At 59.1% G+C, this 22,472-nt stretch carries 14 protein-coding genes; 8 read left to right on the plus strand and 6 right to left on the minus strand.

Going from position 1 to position 22,472, the window contains the following annotated elements; genetic code table 11:
- Positions 1-6: 6 nt before the first annotated feature.
- From topA to AFK24_RS17790, 3 genes are all read left to right on the plus strand, one after another.
- Positions 7-2,619 carry a type I DNA topoisomerase gene (topA, locus tag AFK24_RS17780; protein ID WP_065834472.1) on the plus strand — a complete coding sequence of 871 codons (2,613 nt, stop codon included), beginning with the start codon at positions 7-9 and terminating at the stop codon, positions 2,617-2,619.
- A gap of 132 nt (positions 2,620-2,751) precedes the next feature.
- Positions 2,752-3,273, plus strand: a complete 522-nt coding sequence (locus AFK24_RS17785; protein ID WP_065834473.1) for a DUF6586 family protein — start codon at positions 2,752-2,754, stop codon at positions 3,271-3,273.
- 73 nt (positions 3,274-3,346) lie between these two features.
- Entirely contained in the window at positions 3,347-3,580 is a 234-nt protein-coding gene (locus AFK24_RS17790) for a hypothetical protein (protein WP_020294128.1), read from the plus strand.
- A gap of 7 nt (positions 3,581-3,587) precedes the next feature.
- Here the strand turns inward: AFK24_RS17790 and sulA are convergent, their stop codons facing one another.
- Together sulA and lexA are read right to left on the minus strand one after the other, a co-directional pair.
- Positions 3,588-4,058, minus strand: coding sequence for an SOS-induced cell division inhibitor SulA (gene sulA / locus AFK24_RS17795; RefSeq protein ID WP_065834474.1), 471 nt, complete (start codon positions 4,056-4,058; stop codon positions 3,588-3,590).
- Positions 4,059-4,067: 9 nt separating this feature from the next.
- Positions 4,068-4,676 (minus strand): transcriptional repressor LexA, encoded by a 609-nt coding sequence (lexA, locus tag AFK24_RS17800; RefSeq protein WP_020294126.1) that lies wholly within the window; start codon positions 4,674-4,676, stop codon positions 4,068-4,070.
- A gap of 262 nt (positions 4,677-4,938) precedes the next feature.
- On the opposite strand from lexA, the gene psrA reads away from it, so the two are divergent.
- The 3 genes from psrA (at position 4,939) to AFK24_RS17815 (ending at position 7,490) form a co-directional block, all read left to right on the plus strand.
- Positions 4,939-5,655, plus strand: coding sequence for a transcriptional regulator PsrA (gene psrA, locus AFK24_RS17805; RefSeq protein WP_065834475.1), 717 nt, complete (start codon positions 4,939-4,941; stop codon positions 5,653-5,655).
- A gap of 86 nt (positions 5,656-5,741) precedes the next feature.
- On the plus strand, positions 5,742-6,740 hold the full coding sequence (gene nagZ / locus AFK24_RS17810) for a beta-N-acetylhexosaminidase (protein ID WP_170826359.1): 999 nt from the start codon (positions 5,742-5,744) through the stop codon (positions 6,738-6,740).
- Positions 6,741-6,749: 9 nt separating this feature from the next.
- Positions 6,750-7,490, plus strand: a complete 741-nt coding sequence (locus AFK24_RS17815) for an S-methyl-5'-thioinosine phosphorylase (protein WP_065834477.1) — start codon at positions 6,750-6,752, stop codon at positions 7,488-7,490.
- A gap of 132 nt (positions 7,491-7,622) precedes the next feature.
- On the opposite strand, the gene AFK24_RS17820 is transcribed toward AFK24_RS17815, so the two are convergent.
- From AFK24_RS17820 to mfd, 3 genes are all read right to left on the minus strand, one after another.
- Positions 7,623-10,364 carry a DEAD/DEAH box helicase gene (locus AFK24_RS17820; protein WP_065834478.1) on the minus strand — a complete coding sequence of 914 codons (2,742 nt, stop codon included), beginning with the start codon at positions 10,362-10,364 and terminating at the stop codon, positions 7,623-7,625.
- Positions 10,365-10,432: 68 nt separating this feature from the next.
- Entirely contained in the window at positions 10,433-10,957 is a 525-nt protein-coding gene (locus AFK24_RS17825) for a CsiV family protein (RefSeq protein ID WP_065834479.1), read from the minus strand.
- A gap of 11 nt (positions 10,958-10,968) precedes the next feature.
- The gene (gene mfd, locus AFK24_RS17830) at positions 10,969-14,421 is read right to left on the minus strand and encodes a transcription-repair coupling factor (RefSeq protein ID WP_065834480.1); all 3,453 of its coding nucleotides are present in this window, start codon (positions 14,419-14,421) and stop codon (positions 10,969-10,971) included.
- Positions 14,422-14,590: 169 nt separating this feature from the next.
- Here mfd and AFK24_RS17835 point away from each other — a divergent pair, with 169 nt between their 5' ends.
- Positions 14,591-16,054: a glyceraldehyde-3-phosphate dehydrogenase gene (locus tag AFK24_RS17835; protein ID WP_065834481.1), complete on the plus strand. Its 1,464-nt coding sequence runs from the start codon at positions 14,591-14,593 to the stop codon at positions 16,052-16,054.
- Positions 16,055-16,274: 220 nt separating this feature from the next.
- On the opposite strand, the gene AFK24_RS17840 is transcribed toward AFK24_RS17835, so the two are convergent.
- Complete coding sequence (locus AFK24_RS17840) at positions 16,275-17,567, minus strand: MFS transporter (RefSeq protein WP_065834482.1); 1,293 nt, start codon at positions 17,565-17,567, stop codon at positions 16,275-16,277.
- Between the two features lie 290 nt (positions 17,568-17,857).
- On the opposite strand from AFK24_RS17840, the gene AFK24_RS17845 reads away from it, so the two are divergent.
- Positions 17,858-22,411, plus strand: a complete 4,554-nt coding sequence (locus AFK24_RS17845; protein WP_065834483.1) for a dermonecrotic toxin domain-containing protein — start codon at positions 17,858-17,860, stop codon at positions 22,409-22,411.
- Positions 22,412-22,472: the final 61 nt, after the last annotated feature.

Raw genomic sequence — 22,472 nt, forward strand, 5'->3', positions numbered from 1 at the left:
TGATCCATGGGCAAATCGCTGGTCATCGTGGAATCCCCGGCTAAGGCCAAGACCATCAACAAGTATTTGGGCAACCAGTACGTGGTGAAGTCGAGTATCGGCCATATCCGAGACCTGCCCACCAGCGGTTCGGCTAGCGCCAGCAAAGACCCTGCCGCCAAGCGAGGCAAAGCTGCCGCGGGCGACGGGCCGGTGCTTACTCCCAAGGAAAAGGCCAAGCGTCAGCTGGTCTCGCGCATGGGTGTCGATCCGGACCATGGCTGGAAAGCCAAGTACGAAATCCTTCCCGGCAAGGAGAAGGTGATCGAAGAGCTGCGCCGACTCGCCAAGGATGCTGACATCATCTATCTCGCAACCGACTTGGATCGCGAGGGGGAAGCCATTGCCTGGCACCTGCGCGAAGCCATTGGTGGTGATGACAGCCGCTACAAGCGCGTGGTGTTCAACGAAATCACCAAGAAAGCCATCCAGGAAGCATTCTCCAAGCCGGGCGAACTCGATATCGATCGGGTCAACGCTCAGCAGGCGCGGCGCTTCCTCGATCGGGTTGTGGGTTACATGGTGTCGCCGCTGCTCTGGCAGAAAGTTGCCCGTGGCCTGTCTGCTGGTCGCGTGCAATCGGTTGCCGTGAAACTGGTGGTCGAGCGGGAACGCGAAATCCGTGCGTTCAACCCTGAAGAATACTGGGAAATCCACGCCGACCTGGGCACCGCCAAGGGCGCCAATGTGCGCTTCGAAGTGGCTCGGGAAAACGGCGAGGCCTTCAAGCCGCTGAACGAAGCCTCGGCCATGGTCGCGCTGGAGAAGCTCAAGGCGTCCGCCTACAGCATCGCCAAGCGTGAAGACAAGCCGACCAGCAGCAAGCCTTCGGCACCATTCATTACGTCGACTCTGCAACAGGCAGCCAGTAATCGCCTGGGCTTCGGCGTGAAGAAAACCATGATGATGGCGCAGCGCTTGTATGAAGCGGGCCACATCACTTACATGCGTACCGACTCGACCAACCTGTCGGCTGACGCGGTCAGTATGGCGCGTGACTACATCGAAACCGAGTTCGGCAAGAAGTACCTGCCGGAATCGCCAAACGTCTACAGCAGCAAAGAGGGTGCGCAGGAGGCTCACGAAGCGATTCGTCCTTCCGACGTCAATACCCACCCGAGCAAGCTGACGGGCATGGAGCGCGACGCTGAGCGCCTGTACGAGTTGATCTGGCGCCAATTCGTGGCGTGCCAGATGCCGCCAGCGCAATACCTGTCTACCACAGTCAGCGTTGCTGCCGGTACCTTCGAGCTGCGCGCCAAGGGCCGCATCCTGAAGTTCGACGGTTACACCCGCGTTCTGCCGCAAATGACCAAGCCCGGCGATGACGACGTGCTGCCGGACATGGCTCAGGGCGACAACCTGAAATTGATCAAGCTCGACCCAAGCCAGCATTTCACCAAGCCGCCTGCGCGTTATTCGGAAGCGAGCCTGGTAAAAGAGATGGAAAAGCGCGGCATCGGTCGTCCTTCGACCTATGCAGCCATCATCTCGACGATTCAGGACCGTGGCTACGTAGCGCTGCATAACCGCCGCTTCTACTCGGAAAAAATGGGCGATATCGTCACCGAGCGTCTTTCCGAGAGCTTCTCCAACCTGATGGACTACGGCTTCACCGCCGGCATGGAAGAAAATCTCGATGACGTCGCCCAGGGCGAGCGTGACTGGAAGAACGTGCTTGACGAGTTCTACGGCGACTTCAAGAAGAAGCTGGAAGTAGCCGAAGCGCCTGACAGCGGTATGCGTTCCAACGAACCGGTGATGACCGACATTCCTTGCAAGGTCTGCGGGCGTCCGATGCAGATTCGTACTGCATCCACGGGTGTATTCCTCGGCTGTTCGGGCTACAGCCTGCCGCCGAAAGAACGCTGCAAGGCCACGGTCAATCTGACACCCGGCGATGAAATTGCCGAGGACGACGAGGGTGAATCCGAGTCCCGCGTACTGCGCGGCAAGCATCGCTGCCATATCTGTAATACGGCGATGGATGCTTATCTGCTGGACGAGAAGCGCAAGCTGCACATCTGCGGTAACAACCCGGATTGCACAGGCTTTGAAGTCGAGGAGGGCACTTATCGCATCAAGGGCTACGAAGGTCCGAGCCTGGAGTGCGACAAGTGCGGCAGCGAGATGCAGCTCAAGACTGGTCGTTTCGGCAAGTTCTTTGGCTGCACCAATGCTGAATGCAAAAACACGCGCAAGCTGCTCAAGAGCGGTGACGCGGCGCCGCCGAAGATGGACCCGGTGAAGATGCCGGAACTCAAGTGCGACAAGGTCGACGACACCTATATCCTGCGTGACGGCGCTTCGGGCTTGTTCCTGGCCGCCAGCCAGTTCCCGAAAAACCGCGAAACCCGTGCGCCGTTGGTCATGGAAATCGCGCCGCACAAGGACGAGATCGATCCGAAGTACCACTTCCTCTGTGAAGCACCGAAGAAAGATCCGGACGGGCGTCCTGCGGTGATTCGTTACAGCCGCAAGACCAAAGAGCAATATGTACAGACCGAAGTGGAAGGCAAGCCTACCGGCTGGCGCGCGTTCTACGATGGCAAGGCCTGGAAAGTCGAAGACAAGCGTTGATGCACTAACATGAGCTGCTCTGCGGAGCAGCTGGCATCAATCAACGCAAACCCTCGGTGTGCTGGTCGCATCGGGGGTTTTTCGCCATTCAGGTAGTGCTCGTCTTATTTCATTGTTATGGAGGATGCCGTCATGGCCCACGAACTCTATACCCGCACCAATCAGAAGATTTATTTTGCAGGTCTGGCACTCGAAGCCTTGGGCAAGGCTCAGGAAGGCCGCGCGATGAATTCCCAGGCGCTGGTCCAGGCCGAGCGCGAATCTGCACTGTTCCATCTGTATGGCGCGCTGCTGGGTTTGTGTCATGAGATTGCAGGCTTCTACCGTCTGCCTCAGGCCAATGCGCCGCGCGCCGAGCTGCTGCTGACCCAGGAAGTGCTGGACGCGATAGCAATCCCGGAAATGGCCGAGCTGATCGAACTGGCCCAGCATCGCGAAACCTGGCTCGCCCAGTTGCTGGCAGCCTACAACGCGCTGTTCCAGCCGCCTCGCGCCCCGAAAAAACCCAAGGGCGACGTTACCCAGCCGCTGATCGTGGCAGTCAATCTCGATGAAGAACCGGTGCTGGAACTGGGTCGTGAGGAACTGGAAAACTGGCGTCAGCAGCTCAAAGCCTTGGCCATTCGCTTTCGCGAAGGTCTGAGTGAGTGCTGAAACGCAATGATGGATGGGCTAGGGCCTGAGTCGACTGGCTGCTACAATGCCGGCCTTTCGTGGAGTATTGCTGATGCCTACATCATTTTTGGAAATTGTCGAACTGCCTGATGGCCGTATCGAGCTTCGTCGTGCCGAAGACGAGGGCTCATTGGTGACCTTGAATTTTTCCGAGGACGCCAAGGCCTTTCTGCAGGGTCAACACGTTGAAGTCGCCAAAGCGATGTTGAGCGTTGGGGTTCAAATGGCCGGTCGCATGGCTGAAGGCGAGCTTGAAAAAGACGCCGGTCCCCGCGTACTCCATTGATTCCGCTTCAGCCAAGGCGGATGTTCAAGCTTTGCGCATCTCCAATCCTTGCCGCGCCAATCAACTGTTGACGCGCTGCCGCATTGATCGGATTGATCCAGCTTACTACCGTGTGACTGCGCCCCAGGCGCAGAGCCTCACGCGTCAACTCCAGTGCACTCTGCGTGCCCCGTGGTTGCAGCAACAGAATGCGCTCGCGATTGAGCCCAGCATCTCGTAGCCAGGTTTGCGTCAGGCTTGAGGGCGGTGCGATCAACGTGAGCCAGCGGGCGTCCTTGTCCTCGCTGAGTTCCCGCAGAATCGGTGCCAGAAGACTCAGGCAGTTCCCGGCAGCGCCGCGCAATGACAATTCGCTGAAGACTTCTGGCTCATTGTTCCAGCTCGTTTCGACCGGAACCTTGAGCATCGGGGCGATAGGCTGCGCCATGAATGCCTCGAACAGTGGCAATTGCGCATGCGGTGTTTGGGTGAACTGCATAACGTCTCCTTAACGGCGAATCACGCCGACGCTCAAGCCTTCGATAACCAGATCCTGATCTTTGAGGTTCACTTCGATCGGGGCGAAATCCGGGTTTTCAGCGATCAGCCAGACTTTGCTGCCTTCACGCTTGAAGCGTTTCACCGTTACTTCGTCCCCGATTCGAGCCACAACGATCTGGCCATTGCGGGCCTCGCGCGTCGTGTGCACGGCAATCAGATCGCCATCGAGAATGCCGACGTCTTTCATGCTCATGCCATGCACTCTTAACAGGTAATCGGCACTGGGATGGAAAAACGCAGGGTTGATGTTGCAGGATTCTTCAATATGCTGCTGGGCAAGGATCGGCGCACCGGCTGCAACCCGGCCGATAATCGGCAGGCTGCTCTCGTCGGCCTTGGCCTCGAAGCCCGGAATACGAATGCCCCGGGAAGCGCCGGGAGTCATTTCGATAGCGCCTTTGCGAGCAAGGGCCTTGAGGTGTTCTTCTGCAGCGTTGGGTGATTTGAAACCCAACTCCTGGGCGATTTCCGCACGGGTAGGCGGATAACCGTTGTCTTCAAGGCAACGTTTGATGAAACCCAGAATCTCTGCTTGGCGTGGCGTCAGTTTGATCATGTTGAGCGCTCTGGCTTTTTATACAGTGACTGGGATTATATACAGTGATTGCGTCTTGGCAATCGTCCTTTTTGTTTCCGCTGCCGGGCGGTACTCGGGAAGGGTGGATTTGGGCTTTGCAAGCGGTCGTCAGCTAATGGCTACAGGGGTTGGCGGATATGGTTAAATACGTGACCGTACAGGCAGAAAGTGAACGGCCAGACTTGACAAGTAGCCCGTGTAATACGTATGTTTCAAACAAGTGTTTGTCAGGCAGGAAACCATGGCCCAGTCGGAAACAGTTGAACGCATTCTCGATGCTGCCGAGCAGTTATTCGCGGAAAAAGGCTTTGCCGAAACATCGTTGCGGCTGATTACCAGCAAGGCATCGGTCAATCTGGCTGCGGTGAATTATCACTTTGGTTCCAAGAAAGCCCTGATCCAGGCGGTTTTTTCGCGCTTTCTCGGGCCGTTCTGCATCAGCCTCGATCGTGAGCTGGAGCGACGCCAGGCCAAGCCGGAAAACAAGCCGACGCTTGAAGAGCTGCTGGAAATCCTCGTCGAACAGGCGCTTGTGGTTCAGCCACGCAGCGGTAACGATCTGTCGATTTTCATGCGTTTGCTGGGACTGGCCTTCAGCCAGAGCCAGGGTCACTTGCGGCGTTATCTGGAAGACATGTATGGCAAGGTGTTCCGCCGCTACATGACGCTGGTCAACGAAGCCGCGCCGCGTATTCCCCCTATCGAACTGTTCTGGCGCGTGCATTTCATGCTCGGTGCCGCAGCCTTCAGCATGTCCGGGATCAAGGCATTGCGGGCTATCGCCGAAACCGATTTCGGGGTGAACACCTCTATCGAACAGGTCATGCGTCTGATGGTGCCGTTTCTCGCGGCCGGCATGCGCGCTGAAACCGGTGTCAGCGATGCCGCGATGATCTCGGCGCAGCTCAAGCCGCGCACCAAAAGCAGCACCAGCGTCCCCGCGACTGCCAAGGCCTGACCCTTCGCGCATTGCGCCAGACCCGATGATCAAGCACCATTGCCCGGATTGGATATAGGCAATGGTGTTTTCATATGAGTTATGGCCTGCAAGGCTCTTTGATGGTGGATGTCGCCGGCACGTGGTTGACCGCCGAAGATCGCCAGTTTCTGCGTCAGCCCGAAGTGGGCGGCCTGATCATTTTTGCTCGCAACATTGAACATCCGCGTCAGGTTCGGGAGCTGAGCGCAGCGATTCGTGCGGTTCGCCCGGACCTGCTGCTGGCTGTCGATCAAGAGGGCGGGCGTGTGCAGCGTTTGCGCCAGGGCTTCGTGCGTTTGCCGGCCATGCGCGCAATTGCCGACAATCCGAATGCGGAAACCCTCGCCGAGCACTGCGGCTGGTTGATGGCCACCGAAGTCCTCGCGGTGGGCCTGGACCTGAGCTTCGCCCCGGTGCTGGATCTGGATTATCAGCGCAGTGCCGTGGTCGGTAGCCGTGCGTTCGAAGGTGATCCCGAGCGGGCAGCGCTGCTCGCTGGAGCGTTCATTCGTGGCATGAACGCTGCGGGAATGGCGGCCACCGGCAAGCATTTTCCCGGTCACGGCTGGGCTGAAGCCGATTCCCACGTGGCGATCCCCACCGACGAGCGCAGTCTGGAACAGATTCGCGCCAATGATCTGGTGCCCTTTGCGCGCTTGAGCAAGCAGCTCGCTGCGGTGATGCCCGCGCATGTGATCTATCCCAAGGTCGATTCGCAGCCGGCAGGCTTTTCCCGCCGCTGGTTGCAGGACATCCTGCGCGGCGAGCTGCAGTTTGACGGGGTGATCTTCAGTGATGACCTGTCCATGGCGGGCGCGCATGTGGTTGGCGACGCCGCGAGCCGTATTGAAGCGGCATTGAGTGCCGGCTGCGACATGGGGCTGGTGTGCAACGACCGTGCGGCTGCCGAGCTGGCGCTCACTGCGGCACAACGGCTGAAGGTCAAGCCTTCGCCGCGCATCGCACGCATGCGCGGCCAGGCATACGCCAATACAGAATACCGCCAACATCCGCGCTGGCTGACGGCGCTCGAAGCGCTGCGTGCTGCGCAACTGATCGACTAAGGATTACTCATGACTGTTTACGCGATTATCGGCGGTACCGGCCTGACGCAGTTGGAGGGCCTGAACATTCGTCAGTCCCTGCCGATGAACACGCCGTATGGTGCGCCTTCCGGCGAAATCCAGATCGGCGACTATGCCGGTCGCGAAGTGATGTTCCTGGCGCGCCACGGGCATCCGCACCGTTTTCCGCCGCATCAGGTGAACTACCGAGCCAATATCTGGGCATTGAAGCAGGCTGGCGCCGAAGCGATTCTGGCGGTTAACGCCGTGGGCGGGATTCATTCGGCCATGGGCACCGGTCATTTCTGTGTGCCCCATGATCTGGTGGACTACACCAGTGGTCGTGAGCACACCTATTTCGCGGATGATCTGGAGCAGGTGACGCACATCGATTTCAGCTACCCGTACAGCGAAGCGTTGCGCGCGCGTCTGATTGCCGCGCTGGCAGCGGAAGGTTGCGAGTTCAGTGACCGCGGGGTTTACGCCTGCACCCAAGGGCCGCGTCTGGAAACCGTGGCCGAGATTGTGCGTCTTGAGCGCGATGGCTGCGACATCGTCGGCATGACCGGCATGCCGGAAGCGGCGCTGGCCCGTGAGCTGGAGCTGGAATACGCCTGTTTGGCGCTGGTGGTCAATCCGGCAGCCGGCAAGTCTTCGGCGGTGATCACCATGGCCGAGATCGAGCAGGCATTGCACGACGGAATGGGCAAAGTGAAGGCAACCCTGGCGCGGGTTTTGGGGGCGGTTTGACTAAAACCCGTAGGAGCGAGGCTTGCCCGCGAACCGGTATCACAGTCGACATATGTATCGTCTGACCTGATGCCTTCGCGGGCAAGGTGGATCGCCACCCCGGTCGCTCCAACGAGGTGTATGCAGTGGTTCTTAACGTTTGACCTTCTTCGCCGGCAACGGCAGCGGCGCGAACAGTGCCGCGATGTCCTCGCTTTGCAGCTTCCAGTCGCCGGTCATCCGCCCGTCCAGAACTCCTGCTGCCAGTGCTGATTTTTCCTGCTGCAAGCGCTGGATTTTCTCTTCGACGGTGCCCCTGGCAATCATCTTGTAGACGAACACCGGCTTGTCCTGACCGATGCGATACGCGCGGTCGGTGGCCTGGTTTTCCGCCGCCGGGTTCCACCACGGGTCGTAATGAATCACGGTGTCCGCCGCCGTCAGGTTCAGACCGGTGCCGCCTGCTTTCAGACTGATCAGGAAGATAGGCAGCTTGCCGGCCTGGAAGGCTTGCACCGGCGTGCGGCGATCTCGGGTCGCACCGGTCAGCAGCGCATACTCAATGCCGCGCTGTTTGAGTTCGGCTTCGATCAACGTGAGCATCGAGGTGAATTGCGAGAACAGCAGGATCTTGCGACCTTCGGCCAGCAGCTCTTCGAACATTTCCATCAGGCTGTGCAGCTTGGCTGAACTGCCGTGACGCGGATTCGCCTGTTCGCTGCTGACCAGACGCAGGTCGCAGCACACCTGACGCAACTTGAGCAGCGCTTCGAGGATGATGATCTGGCTGCGCGCCACGCCTTTGCGAGTGATTTCGTCGCGGACTTTCTTGTCCATGGCCAGGCGCACGGTTTCGTACACGTCGCGCTGGGCATCGTTGAGCTCGACCCAGTGGATGATTTCGGTTTTTGGCGGCAGTTCGGTGGCCACTTGCTCCTTGGTGCGGCGCAGCAGGAACGGCTTGATCCGCGCGTTCAGGTGCTGCAGGCGATCCATGTTGCCGTGTTTCTCGATGGGGTTGCGGTAGTTGCTGTTGAATTCCTTGCTGCTGCCCAGCCAGCCCGGCATCAGGAAGTGGAACAGTGACCACAGCTCGCCGAGGTGGTTTTCCAGCGGCGTACCGCTCAGGCACAAACGCTGGCGGGCGTTGAGTTCGCGAGCGGCCTGGGCAGCCTTGCTGTTGGGGTTCTTGATGTACTGCGCTTCATCGAGGATCAGCGTGTGCAGCGGCTGTTTTGCCAAAACCTCCACGTCCCGAGGCAGCAGGGCATAAGTGGTCAGGATCAGATCGTAATCCTGCAGATTGGCAAAATCCTGCGAACGATTGGCGCCATACAGCGCCAGCACCTTGAGCTGCGGCGTGAAGTTTTCCGCTTCGTCCATCCAGTTGGGAATCAAGCTGGTAGGCATCACGGCCAATGCCGGGCGATCCAGCCGTCCGGCCTGTTTTTCCATCAGCAAGTGCGCCAGGGTCTGCAAAGTCTTGCCCAGGCCCATGTCATCGGCCAGTACGCCGCCGACTTCCAGTTCCCGCAGCGATTGCATCCAGCTCAGGCCTTCGAGCTGATAGGGCCGCAATGTGGCGTTCAGGTCTTCCGGCACCACCACCGGTGCGTCCTTGATATTGGCCAGCCGGTCGGCGAACTGGCGCAGCCGGTCGCCGCCTTGCCAGCTCAGTGGCAGGTCTTCGAGTTCACCCAGGCGCGTCGCGTCGGCGTTGTTCATGCGCAACGCGTTGTTGCCTTCGTCGCGCCAGTAGAAATCACCGAGGGTTGCCAGCACCGGCTTGAGTCGGCCGTAGGGCAGGGCGATCTGGATCGGGCCGCCGCCACGCTGGGTGAAGTGGTTGATCTGCACCAGCAGTTGCTCGTCGTCAGCACGCTTGGCGATGCCGGCCGCACTCATCAATTCCGGATGGGTGCGAATCAGGTTGATCAGGATCGGCAGCAGGCTCAGGCGTTCGCCATTGACGATGATGCCCAGTTCCAGATCAAACCAGTCGCGTTCGGCCTCTTCGTCGATGACCGCATACCAGTCATCGACAGGGGTGACGTCGAAGGCGAATTCCTCGGTGATCTCGATATCCCAGCCTTGTTCTTCAAGGCGGGGCAAATCCTTGAGCACGAAATTCAGCCAGGCCTTGTCGTTGGGCAGTTCGAACATGTCACCGGCGGTTTCGGGCAGCGCCTTGCTCTGCCGGGTCGCGACCCTGAAACCCATGTCCTGCAGAACCTGGCGCTGTTGACGCTCCAGTTCGCCCTGACGTCGAATGCGCAGGGTTTCAGTCGCGTGATGCTCGATGATGTCGCTTTTCTGGTTAACCAGATCACTGCCCAGGGAACTGACCAGAATGCTGACATTGGCCGTGCCAATGGCGAAATGCTCGCCGTAACCGAACGCCAGTGCCGCGCGGTGCTGGATATGACGCTGCATGCGACCGTTACGCGGTTCGTAGGCGCTGTATTCGATACTCGCCAGGATCAGCCTTGGTTTGGGCTTGATGGTATCGATCAGCCGTTCGGGCAGCGCGGGTTTTGGCTCGATCCGGGGTGGTACCTCGCGTCGGGATTCGTTCAATACCGCCAGGATCGACGGTTGATTCGTCGGATCCTGCAGGTAGTACAAGGCCGCCGCGCAATGTTTGCAGTTTTCCCGCACCGGGCAGGTGCATTTGCAGATCAGGGTGTTCTTGAATCGGCCTGGATCCTTGAACATCAACGTCTGGTGATAGATCTCCAGACCGGAACCCCGGCACGCGGTGCGAACCAGATCGGGATTGAGTTCTTCAAGGATGATGCGTTGTTGCAGGGCGTAGTCGAGCCCCCGCTCAAGAGTCTTGTCGGTAAAGTTGTCTGTCCACGCCAGGGCGAGGACTTTTTCGAGATTGGACGACACAGTTCTGGACAGCCTACGCCGTAGCGATGCTCAAAAGGGCAAGGAACGCGCTATGCGCTCCTTGATGGTTACAGGGGTGCAATCTTGATCAGCATGGCCAGACTTCCGTAGTCCATGTAGATCAATTCCCCGTTTTTTACCCGGGTTGTCTGTTTCATGCGTTCGCTGCTGATCAGGACGCCATGGCTATCGAGCTGGTTGACCCAGAAGTCTGCCGCGATATCGGTGAAGCGCGCAATGCCGATGCTGAGGGTGCCTTCGATCGGGAAGTGCCCCAACTGTTCCTGGCCGCTGCTGATCGCCATCTTGCCGGGCTCGGCTGTCAGATTCTGGCTCCAGGCCCGATGCAGCAGCACTTTATAGGTGCCACTGGCTTCAAGCTTGCTGGCCAGCTCGCTCAGGGCCACGCTGCGCTCGTTTTGCGCATTGATCCTTTGCGCATCGGCTGCCCAGCCCTCGGGCGCGAACTGACGCGTCGCGGCCGGTTCGCCCAACTGGCGGAACAGGATCATCTCGACCTGATAGCTGCCATCGGCGAAAGCTGTTGGCGCAACCAGCGTCAGCAGCAGCAGGAGTGAACGAAACACACGCATGGATGAATCCTTCAAGCAGTTTTCGGGGTCAGGCGCTCGAAGAGCGCTTCAATAGTATTGAAGCGCTCTTCCGGGCGTTCCATCGGCACCATGAATTTGAACATCGTGGCGCCTTCGAATTTGTAACGGTTGGGTTGCCCCTGAATCAGCTTGATCAGCGTCAGCGGATCTACCGGTGTGTCGGCCGCGAACTCGATGCGCCCGCCTTGCGGTCCGCCATCGACCTTCTTGATGCCCAGCTGCTCGGCCTGCAATTTGAGCAAAGTGATGCGCACCAGATTCTTGGTCGGTTCCGGCAACAGCCCGAAACGGTCGATCATCTCCACCTGCAAATCCTTGAGGCTATCCTCGTCGGCGGCATTGGCGATGCGCTTGTAGAGGATCAGCCGTGTATGGACATCCGGCAGATAGGCTTCGGGAATCAATGCCGGCAGACGCAGGTTGATTTCCGGTCCGCCACCCAGCGGCTGGTCCAGATTGGGCTGCTCGCCCTTGCGGATCGACTTGACCGCCCGTTCGAGCATTTCCATGTACAGCGTGAAACCTACGGCCTGGATCTGGCCGCTCTGGCCGTCGCCGAGCAGCTCGCCCGCGCCGCGAATCTCAAGGTCGTTGGTGGCCAGCACAAAACCCGCGCCCAGATCCTGGGTGTTGGCAATGGCTTCCAGACGCTTTTCGGCGTCCGGGGTAATTTGCTTGCGCGGCGGCGTCAGCAGATAAGCATACGCCTGGTGGTGGCTGCGACCTACGCGGCCGCGCAACTGGTGCAGCTGCGCCAGGCCGAACTTGTCGGCGCGCTCGATGATGATGGTGTTGGCGCTGGGAACGTCGATCCCGGTTTCGATGATGGTCGAGGCGATCAGCACGTTGAAACGCTTGTGATAGAAGTCGCTCATCACCTGTTCGAGATCGCGTTCGCGCATCTGGCCGTGGCCGATGCCGATCCGCGCTTCGGGCACCAGTTCCGCCAGATCGGCGGCGCATTTCTCGATGGTTTTCACGTCGTTGTGCAGGTAATAGACCTGCCCGCCGCGCAACAGCTCACGCAGCAAGGCTTCCTTGACCGTAGGCTTGTTGTGCTCCATGACAAAGGTGCGCACCGATAAACGTCGCGCCGGTGGCGTGGCGATGATCGACAGGTCGCGCATGCCCGAGACTGCCATGTTCAGCGTGCGCGGGATCGGCGTTGCGGTGAGGGTCAGGATGTCGACCTCGCTGCGCAGCGCCTTGAGCTGTTCTTTCTGACGCACTCCGAAGCGGTGTTCTTCGTCGATGATCACCAGGCCGAGATTCTTGATCTTGACGTCGTCCTGCAGCAGCTTGTGGGTGCCGATAACGATGTCGATCTTGCCTTCTGCCAAGTCAGCAACTGCGGCGTTGACCTCTTTGGTTGACTTGAAGCGGCTCATGACTTCAACAGTCACCGGCCAGTCGGCGAAGCGGTCGCGGAAACTGTTGTAATGCTGCTGGGCGAGCAGGGTGGTCGGTACCAGGATTGCCACCTGCCGCCCGCCGTGCACGGCAATGAATGCGGCGCGCATCGCCACTTCGGTCTTGCCAAAACCAACGTCGCCACAGACCAGTCGATCCATGGGTTTGGGCGCGAGCATGTCGGCGCGCACGGCGTCGATGGTGGTTTGCTGGTCCGGCGTTTCTTCGAACGGGAAGCCCGCGCTGAAGGTCGCGTAATCGGCTTTCGGATCTTCGAAGGCATAACCTTCGCGAGCCGCGCGGCGGGCGTAGATATCCAGCAGTTCGGCCGCCACGTCGCGTACCTGTTCAGCGGCCTTACGCTTGGCTTTCTGCCAGGTTTCCGAGCCCAGGCGGTGCAGCGGCGCCAGGGCGTCATCGCTGCCGGTGTAGCGGGCGATCAGGTGCAGGTTGGCCACCGGAACGTAAAGTTTGGCGTCCTCCGCATAAGCCAGCATCAGGAATTCCGCGACCTGGTTCTCGACTTCCAGCGTAGCCAGCCCGAGGTAGCGACCGACACCGTGATCGATATGCACCACCGGCGCGCCTTCGCGCAGCTCGGTGAGGTTTTTGATCACCGCATCGTTGTTGCCGCCATCGGTGCGTTTCTCCCGGCGGCGACGCTGCATGACGCGCTGACCGAACAACGGACTTTCGGCGATCAGCGCCAGTGCCGGTTGTTCGAGGACCAGGCCTTCATCCAGCGGGGCGATGGTGATCGACAGGCGTTCCTTGCTTTCGACGAAGTCATTCCAGCTGTCCACGGTTTTCGGGCGCAGCTTCAGACGTTCCAGCAGTTCCAGCAGGACTTCCCGGCGTCCGGCAGACTCGGCGGTGAACAGCACCCGGCCGGGGAATTCATCGAGGAAATTCGCCAGGGCGGCCAGTGGCTGGTTGGCCTTGGCTTCGATGGCCAGATCAGGCAACAGCTGCGCCGGGAAGCGCTCGCGACCCGTGCCGGCATCGACATCCTGCTGGCTGGCAACCACGCGCGGCCAGTTTTTCAGGCGCGCAAAACAATCCTCAACCGGCAGGAATAACTCCGCCGGAGGTAATAAAGGACGTTCCGGGTCGACGCGACGCTCTTCATAACGGCCGCGCACGTCGTTCCAGAAGTTTTCCGCCGCTTGTTCGATGCCCGGCAGCGAGAACACCTGGGTGTCCTGGGGCAAGTAATCGAACAAAGTCGAGGTTTCTTCGAAAAACAGCGGCAGGTAATACTCGATACCGGCCGGGGTAATGCCGCTGCTCAAATCCTGAAAGATCGGGCAGCGTCGGAAGTCCACGTCGAAACGTTCGCGAAAACGCGCCTTGAAGCGGGTGACTTCTTCTTTTTGCAGCGGGAATTCCCGGGCGGGCAGCAGGCGAACCGATTCAACCTTGTCGATGGAGCGCTGGGTTTCCGGGTCGAAGGTGCGCAGGGTTTCGATTTCGTCGTCGAACAGGTCGATCCGGTACGGCAGTTTGCTGCCCATCGGGAACAGATCGATCAGGTTGCCGCGTACCGTGAATTCGCCGTGCTCGTACACCGTGTCCACATAGCGATAGCCGCTGGCCTCAAGCCGCGAGCGCATCACTTCGATATCGAGCTTCTGGCCAATGTCCAGCACCAGGCTGCTGCCGAGCAGGAATTTGGTCGGCGCCAGACGGTGTAGGGCGGTGGTTATCGGCACTACCAAAACGCCATGTTCCAGCTCGGGCAAGCGATAAAGGCTGGCGATGCGCTGGGAAATGATGTCCTGGTGCGGCGAGAACAAATCGTAGGGCAGCGTTTCCCAATCCGGGAAATGCAGGACCGGAAGACTCGGTGCGAAGAACTTCAACTCCTGCTCCAGCCGCTCGGCGCTCTGGCTGTCGGCGGTCAAAAGCAGGGTAAAGCGCTTGGCGGCGCTGGCAGCCTCGGCAATGGCCAGGCTCAGGGCGGCACCGGGAAGATTGCCCCAGTGTTGTTTGCCTGCAGCAGCAGGAAGAAGCGGTAGGCGCAGAACGGGCACGGAAGATAGAGCTCCAAGCGTTGCGACGGGGCGGCGATTGTAACTAACGCAGGTATCGGTTGTCTGTTTTACGAGAGCCGGAAAAATGTAGTGCCGTGCAATCTGATAGCCGTGCATTGCTCATAAACAAAGGCGGCGGCATAATGTAGCCCCTTTTTTCAGCCCCTACATGTGGAAGGTTCCCGTGACTCAGAAGCCCGACCAGTGTCTTGGTGAATGGATCGATCGTGAAGCCCTAGCCGAAGCGATGATCCCGCTAATCGGTCAGCTCTACCGCAATAACAATGTGGTGAGCTCGATCTATGGCCGCAGCCTGATCAACCGTTCAGTGATCGCGATACTCAAAGCCCACCGCTTTGCCCGTCATCGCCAGTCCGATGCGAGTGAGTTGTCCGTACACGAGACTTTCCCGCTCATCAAGGCGATGAGCGAGCTTAAACTGGGTGCCGCTTCGGTGGACCTGGGCAAGCTGGCCGTGAAGTTCAAAACCGAAGGCAACGGCCGAACTGCCGAGCAGTTCGTGCGTGAAGAGTTGGCCGATGTGGTTGGTCAGCAAAACTCCAACAGCCGCAAGGGCACCGACGTCGTGCTGTACGGTTTTGGTCGGATCGGTCGCCTGCTGGCGCGGATCCTGATCGAGAAAACCGGTGGTGGCGACGGCTTGCGTCTGCGTGCAATTGTCGTCCGTAAAGGCGCCGACAACGATCTGGTCAAGCGTGCCAGCCTGTTGCGTCGTGACTCGGTGCACGGCCCGTTCGATGGCACAATTACCATCGACGAAGCCGAAAACACCATCACCGCCAACGGCAACCTGATCCAGGTTATCTACGCGAAAAACCCGACTGAAGTGGATTACACCCAGTACGGCATTCAAAACGCGTTGCTGGTGGACAACACCGGTGTATGGCGTGATGCCGAAGGCCTGGGCCAGCATCTTTCCTGCCCTGGTATCGACCGTGTGGTTCTGACTGCGCCTGGTAAAGGCAAGCTGAAGAACATCGTGCATGGCATCAACCATGGCGAAATCACTGCTGATGACAAGATTGTCTCCGCCGCTTCCTGCACCACCAACGCCATCGTGCCGGTGCTGAAAGCTGTGAATGACAAGTTCGGCATCATCAACGGTCACGTCGAAACGGTTCACTCGTACACCAACGACCAGAACCTGATCGACAACTTCCACAAAGGCGATCGCCGTGGTCGTAGCGCCGCGCTGAACATGGTTATCACTGAAACCGGTGCCGCCACTGCTGCCGCCAAGGCGCTGCCTGAACTGGCTGGCAAACTGACCGGCAACGCGATTCGTGTACCGACGCCGAACGTTTCCATGGCGATTCTCAACCTCAACCTTGAGAAGTCGACGACCCGCGAAGAAATCAACGAGTACTTGCGCTACATGGCGCTGCACTCGGACTTGCACAAGCAGATCGATTTCGTTAATTCGCAGGAAGTGGTGTCCACCGACTTCGTTGGCTCGCGTCACGCCGGTGTCGTCGACGCTGAAGCGACCATCGCCAACGATAACCGGGTCGTCCTGTACGTCTGGTACGACAACGAATTCGGTTACAGCTGCCAGGTGGTTCGTGTGATGGAAGACATGGCGGGCGTCAACCCGCCAGCGTTTCCGAAGTAAGACACAGGAGAGGCGTTAGCCGCGAGGCAGCTCTCCCGGCTAAAGCCGGTCCTACAAAAAACGCCCCGACCGGGTTTCCGGTCGGGGCGTTTTTTGTTGCGGTATTCGGTCTGAGGGGCTTCTGTTGGAGCGAGGCTTGCCCGCGAATTGGTTGACGCGGTTCGGCAGACATACCGCGTTATCGTTCTTCGCGGGCAAGCCTCGCTCCAGCAGAGACGGATTACCCGGCGGCCACAGCCTCAGGCGCTTGGAGCTTCTGACCACCCTTGCGGAACAGTACAAGCGTCGCTACCAGACCCAGAATCGCCGCGCCGGTCAGCCAGATGCCGGGTGCTGCCTTGTTGTCCAGAACATGGATCAAGTAGGTACAGGCCGCCGGAGTGAAGCCGCCGAAGGTTGCCGTCGCCAGGCTATAGGCCAGGGAGAAGCCCGTGGTGCGTACGGCGACCGGCATGATTTCGGTCAGCGCCACGACCATTGCGCCGTTGTACGAACCGTAAAGGAACGACAACCACAACTCGACCATCAACAGGTTGCCGAAGCTTGGATGGGCGACCAGCCACGACAGGGCAGGGTAGGCAGTGGCAATCGCGAGAACGGTTGCGCCGACCAGCAGCGGCTTGCGGCCGATACGATCCGAAAACGCGCCCATTACCGGCAGCCAGATAAAGTTCGAGATCCCGACACACACGGTGACGATCAAGCTGTCGAGGTCGGACAGGTGCAACTCGTTTTTACCGAACGTCGGCGTGTAGGCCGTGATCAGGTAGAACGACACCGTGGTCATGATCACCAGTGCCATGCCGCCAAGCACCAGCCCGAAGTTCTGGCCAATGGAGCGCACCACTTCACCCAGGGTTGGGCGATGGGTGCGGGCCTGGAATTCCGGGGTTTCTTCCATCGAACGACGGATCACGAAAATCACCGGCACAATCAGGCAGCCGATCAGGAACGGCACGCGCCAGCCCCATTCACCCATTTGATCAGGGCTGAGCCAGTGATTCAGACCGACGCCCAGCAGGCCGGCAAACACCACCGCTGCCTGTTGGCTGGCGGACTGCCAGCTGACGAAAAAGCCTTTGCGACCCGGCGTGGAGATTTCCGCCAGGTACACCGACACACCGCCTAGCTCTACGCCAGCGGAGAAGCCCTGCAGCAAGCGACCCAGCAGGACCAGCAGCGGGGCCGCGACGCCAAGCGTTGCGTAACCCGGCACGCAGGCAATCAGCACGGTGCCCATGGCCATCATGGCCAAGGTGACGACCAGACCTTTTTTACGACCGTGACGGTCAATGTAGGCGCCGAGAAAGATTGCCCCCAGCGGACGCATGAGGAAGCCGGCGCCAAAGGTTGCCAGCGATAGCATCAGGGAGGCGAACGCACTGTCGGTCGGGAAGAAGGTCTTGGCGATGGCCGTGGCGTAGAAGCCGTAGACCATGAAGTCGAACATTTCAAGAAAGTTGCCGCTGACAACGCGAAAAATCGCCTTGCCTTTGCCTGTATTGGAGGCCATTGGAATTACTCGCTTAGGCTTTATTTCTAGGGGATCCGTTGTATTTATGTCCTGTTTGCACCGGCCAAGGCTCCTGCCTGCACGCGAAGCATATTTGTAACAATATGTGTATTGATCTGCAATGACAACCATCTGCCTTTCATCGCGCACTCTCAAGGCATGGATTTGGCTTTGCGGGATGCGGTATTTGTTTAGCGCTTGCAGTGCTTACCGATGGTTTTAGCTTCTGTGAAGTTCACCCACGGCCCCAGGCCTTGATGGGTGGTCATCCACAAGCAAGCTGGAATCTCATGACTATTGCCTTAGAAGTTGCAGAAGAATTTGCTCACCGGCCGACCCTGCGCAGCGTGGCCAGCGCTGCCTTGCGGGACGGATTGCGCGAGCTGTATCCGACGCTGACCATCGACCCGGAGGTCGCAACGCTTGCGCATTCGGCAAAAACCCTTAGCGACTGCCTGCTGGACCATTTTGCCGAGCAATCGACGGTCAAATGGCGGCCGGAGCAAACCACGCTGTTGTCCAGATCAGACGCTGCTACGCCGCTGCCGGTAGATATCATCCAGGTCGGTGCGCTGGTGGACCGGATCGCTTTAGGCTTGTTCGAATATTTCAAGCAGGCCTTGGTGGATTACTGGCACAGCTGCGCGGTTGGCGGCGCTGGCTGCCGCAATCGCTGGGCCTGGCTGGCTGAACGGGTCTGGCAGCAGATAACCGACGGGTTGAATGCAACGCCCTCGCGCCCGGCGGATGCCCACGCCCGGCTGGTGCTGCACGACATCATTCGCTTTCCGTTGAAGCTCGACAGGCAACTGGCGCTGGTACGAGCGCCGATGCCTCGGGTGTGCATTGTTCAGCTCAAAGCAGGGAAGCAAACGGGTAACGGGGTGCTGTTGCTGCCCGCACTGGTGGTGTTCAGTGGTGAGCGAGTGCTGATGTGTGGGATATCGGGACGCTGCGAGTTCTGGCCCTCACTGCGTACGTGGGAGCAGAGTCTGGAAAACCTGCTCGCAGTTGATAGCCTGGTGCATGACCTTGAGTGGACGGCATACGAGCCGGAAGACGACATCTTCGACGTGCTGACCCAGACGCTGCTCGAAAGCCAGCTGGCTGACATCCAGCAAATCAAGAACGAGCATTTTTACCAGCTCGACTACCTGGAACAGGCATTGGCAGCGGTTACTGACGTCAGTGGCTGGTTTCAGGCCGAGGAAGAGCTGGCGAGCCCTTCGCAGGTAAGCATTGACCACTTGCCGCCTTGGCTCATCGGTGCATCGCAGGTCGACCGCACTGCGTACGGCCGCCTGCTCACCGCTTTGGCGGTGGTCCAGCGCCAGGCCGATGGCAGGTTTTTCACTGATGATTTGCCGCCGATTCTTGAATTTTCGGCCACGGCATTGACCGAGGAAATCGACAAGGACCATCCGCAGGACATGGATTTTTCCGTCGGCCATGTTCAGGTCCGGATCGATAAAGTCGTCGCCGAGGCCGTTCCAGGAGGCGGTCAGCCGTTCGCGGTGGGCAGTGTCGAACCGGTTTACATGACGCTCGCCGAGTTTGCCCTGGAGAACCTGGCAGGCTTGCCCGCCGGAAACATCTCGCTGCAACGCACCGATTCAGGTGACTTGCCGGACTGGATGACCGCCGGCTATCTGCAGCAACTCGTGGCCCGCGCCGATATCGGCCAGGTTTATCCTGATTTGCTCAAGCGCTATCTGGTCACCGACATGGCGCAAGCGCAACGGCGGGAGCGGCTGTTTGCCGATCAGCTGCGTGTGCAACTGCCGTTATTGGCGCTGGAACTGAAGATCAAGGGGCAGCTGAGTCTCGCAGGTTGGCAAACGGTCGAGGCCGTCATGAAACCGCGTGTGGCCGAGCGCACAGTGGGCGCTCGCCCCATTGTTTTGCGTCCCCTGGCGTTTGTCAGCGCTCCTGGGCGCAGCGCCGACGTCGTCGCCAATATGTTTGTCATCGGGCCTGCCGACAGCGTTTCAGGTCCGCATGTGCTCTATCGACCGTTGTCGCGTACGCCGTTGGCCGAATTCTCCGACGGGGCGGCGTTGCTGGCAGCCATCGCGCAACCCGGCGCATTGCAGAACAGCGTCCTGACCTGGCTCAGTGACATCGCGCGCCCGATCTACGCCAATGGCGGTTTTGTCGAGCCGCACATTGTCCGTTTTGGCCTTGGCTCGGAGTTCGCCCCGCTGGACCGTCCTCGGCCTGCGGCGCTGGCTACCGATTGGGTCAGTGAAGATATCTTTAATACGCTGTTCAATGCCAATGCTCAGGCGCTGATCACCCTGGCGGATCGCAGCGCGATTTCCAATGCTGAAAACCGCTGGATGATGCTCAAGGAAGGCGGCTGGCTGCTGCTCAGTACTCTATTGCCGCTGTTTGGTGGCACAGTTGCCAACGCCCTGTGGCTCGGTCAATTGCTGGCAAGTGTCAACCAGTTGTTCGCCACGCCTGCCACAGTGGATACCCGGGTTCGGTCGGCGATGCTCGCCGATTTGCTGATGAACATTTCATTACTGTTGCTGCATCACAGCCTTGCCCTGCGTGGTGCGGCACGTTGGCGTTTTCCGGCGGCTACCCACTTGTTGGCGGAGCCTGCGCACGCTGCACCGGTGGCTGTTCACCAGGCATCACCCCGTGCGAGTGCCGTGTTGGCCGATGCGCAGACCCTTCTGGATTTCTCCTGGTCGCGACCGGTCAATCGACTCACCGAGCGGCAAAACAGGCAACTGGAGCGGTTCAAATACTGGCCGCATCCGCACCTCGGGCAAAAACTGACCCATGGGCCTTATTCCGGGCTGTATGCCTATAAGGATGAATGGCTGGGCTGGGTAAGCACCGACTTGTTCCGCGTCGTCGTCGATGAAGAGGGTGTAGTGGTGGTGCGTCCCAATGATCCGTCAACCAAAGGGCCACATCTGGCGCAAGACGCAGATCACTGGCGTTTTGACCTTGGTTTGCGTTTACGCGGCGGCGGCCCGAAGAAGACCCTGCGTAAGCTGGCTGAGGAAAATGCCGCCAATGTGGCTCGTATCACCGAGCAGGTAGCCTTGCTGGATACCCGCAAGACGGCGCTGTTTGGGAGAGTTGCCGGATATTACGAACAATTACGGACGGCGAAGGGTGAGGTTCGACCGTTATTTTTCGATCGAAGTGAGAGCGAATTGACGGAGTTGGTCGACGTTGTGCAACAGCGGCTCGAATTGTCGCGGCAGCTCAGGCCGGGAGACCGGCTGCCAGAACGGGACGAAGCCGCAGAGATCAAGCGTCTGGCCAGTCATGTGGTGTGCCTGGAAATTATCCTGGTGGAAGAAAACCTCCACGTGATCAGGGATTCCATTGGTTTGCAGTTGAGTCAGGCTAAAAGTGTTGTAGTGGCCAGCAACGTCGACGTCTATATCGACATGTTCAAAAAGTTGCTGGCCAATCAAGCGCGCGGGCTGCACTGGTCGCAAGTGCGTGAATCGCTTTGGTCCCGGTTGCGCGCGGTGCCGAAGGTCGGAGAGCAGTTCTGGCGCAACGAGGTTCTAGAGTTTCAAAGGGTGAAACTTTTTACCAGTCAGGAATGGAGGACCCAGCGAATGATGTCGTTGCTGGAACTGTGTTTCAGCAAGGCCGATATTCTCGAGGTGGACGAACTGAGGATGTTGAAAGCGCTGCGTGTAGACAAGGATCTGCACGGCGCATTCATATCCCAGGCTGAGTTGGACAAACCCAATGACTACTCTGTGCAGGAGCAGATTGAGGTCCTGGAAAGTGCGTTGCGTGAGTACGACAGAGCTTTGGATATAGCAGCCTACGTAGAGTCAGCGGGACTGGCCGTTGAGCAGGGCGATTACTTTGAACAGTTCTTCCGCGACTTCACAATGCTGCGCGAGTCGACCGAAACCCGCCTGACCGCGTTAATTCATGACCAGCTGGAGTCCGCAGCGGTGGTCATTACGCAGGTGCCTCGTGTACCGCAGCCTGACAAACGGATTGTCAGAACTCGAGATCACCGCGCCTTTGTCGGACGGCTGCGCGAAGGCGGCAACGATTCGCCCGAACCGGTGGTTGACGTCACCAATCCGCTGACCGATGAAGTGATTACGTCGTGGCACCAGCATGCCGACGGTGATTGGGTGGAAATCGAGACGATACCGCCTGCGCAGCTGCCGCCAACGCCTAAACCCGTATTGCTGGCACCGGGCGAACTGAAGAAACAGGCCCAGATCCTGCTGGACAGCGTCGAGGGTTCGATTGCCACGGCTCGTCAGCAATCCACCCGTGCATACGAACCTGAAGACGTCGAAGATATCCTGGTGTTCAAGGCGCAAAAACTCACTGCGCTTGCCGAACAGATGGCGCACAGCGCCAGCGATGCTCGAACACCGGCGCCGATCTCGTCGCAATTGACCCAGACAGCAAGCGATTTACGTACGGCAGCCGCCCGGTTGACCAGCGAAGGCAGGAATCTTCGAGTCGCAATGATCAAGGTGCAGCCGCCAACCGCTGCACGCGTCAGCTATTTGCATCGACAAAACGAGGTAAATATTGCCCGCTTTGATGGTCGCAAGAACATGTCCGGAAGCAAGCGCGATGATTTTATTCAGGAGTACTCTTTGCGTGACCGGGACAATCACTTGTTGTGGTGGGCACATTTTCACTATGGCGCCGAAGATGCCGACGCCCAGTCCTTCACCGCAGCCCACCTGAAATTGCCAGACCAGCGCCTGCTTGGCTACAAGGCGCTGGTCCGTGCCGCAAAAGACAATCGGGAAGTGGTCAACATTTATCGCAGCACAATCAGCAAGGAGGTGGCCCAACGGTTGTTTCTGGTGCTGACGCGCTGAGTCCGCATGCAGGCCTTGCCCGCACTTGTGTGGGCAAGGCACTCTCCTGGCCTTTTTTTGA

It is taken from the genome of Pseudomonas syringae (assembly GCF_001698815.1).
In the GTDB taxonomy this organism is placed as follows: domain Bacteria; phylum Pseudomonadota; class Gammaproteobacteria; order Pseudomonadales; family Pseudomonadaceae; genus Aquipseudomonas; species Aquipseudomonas syringae_A.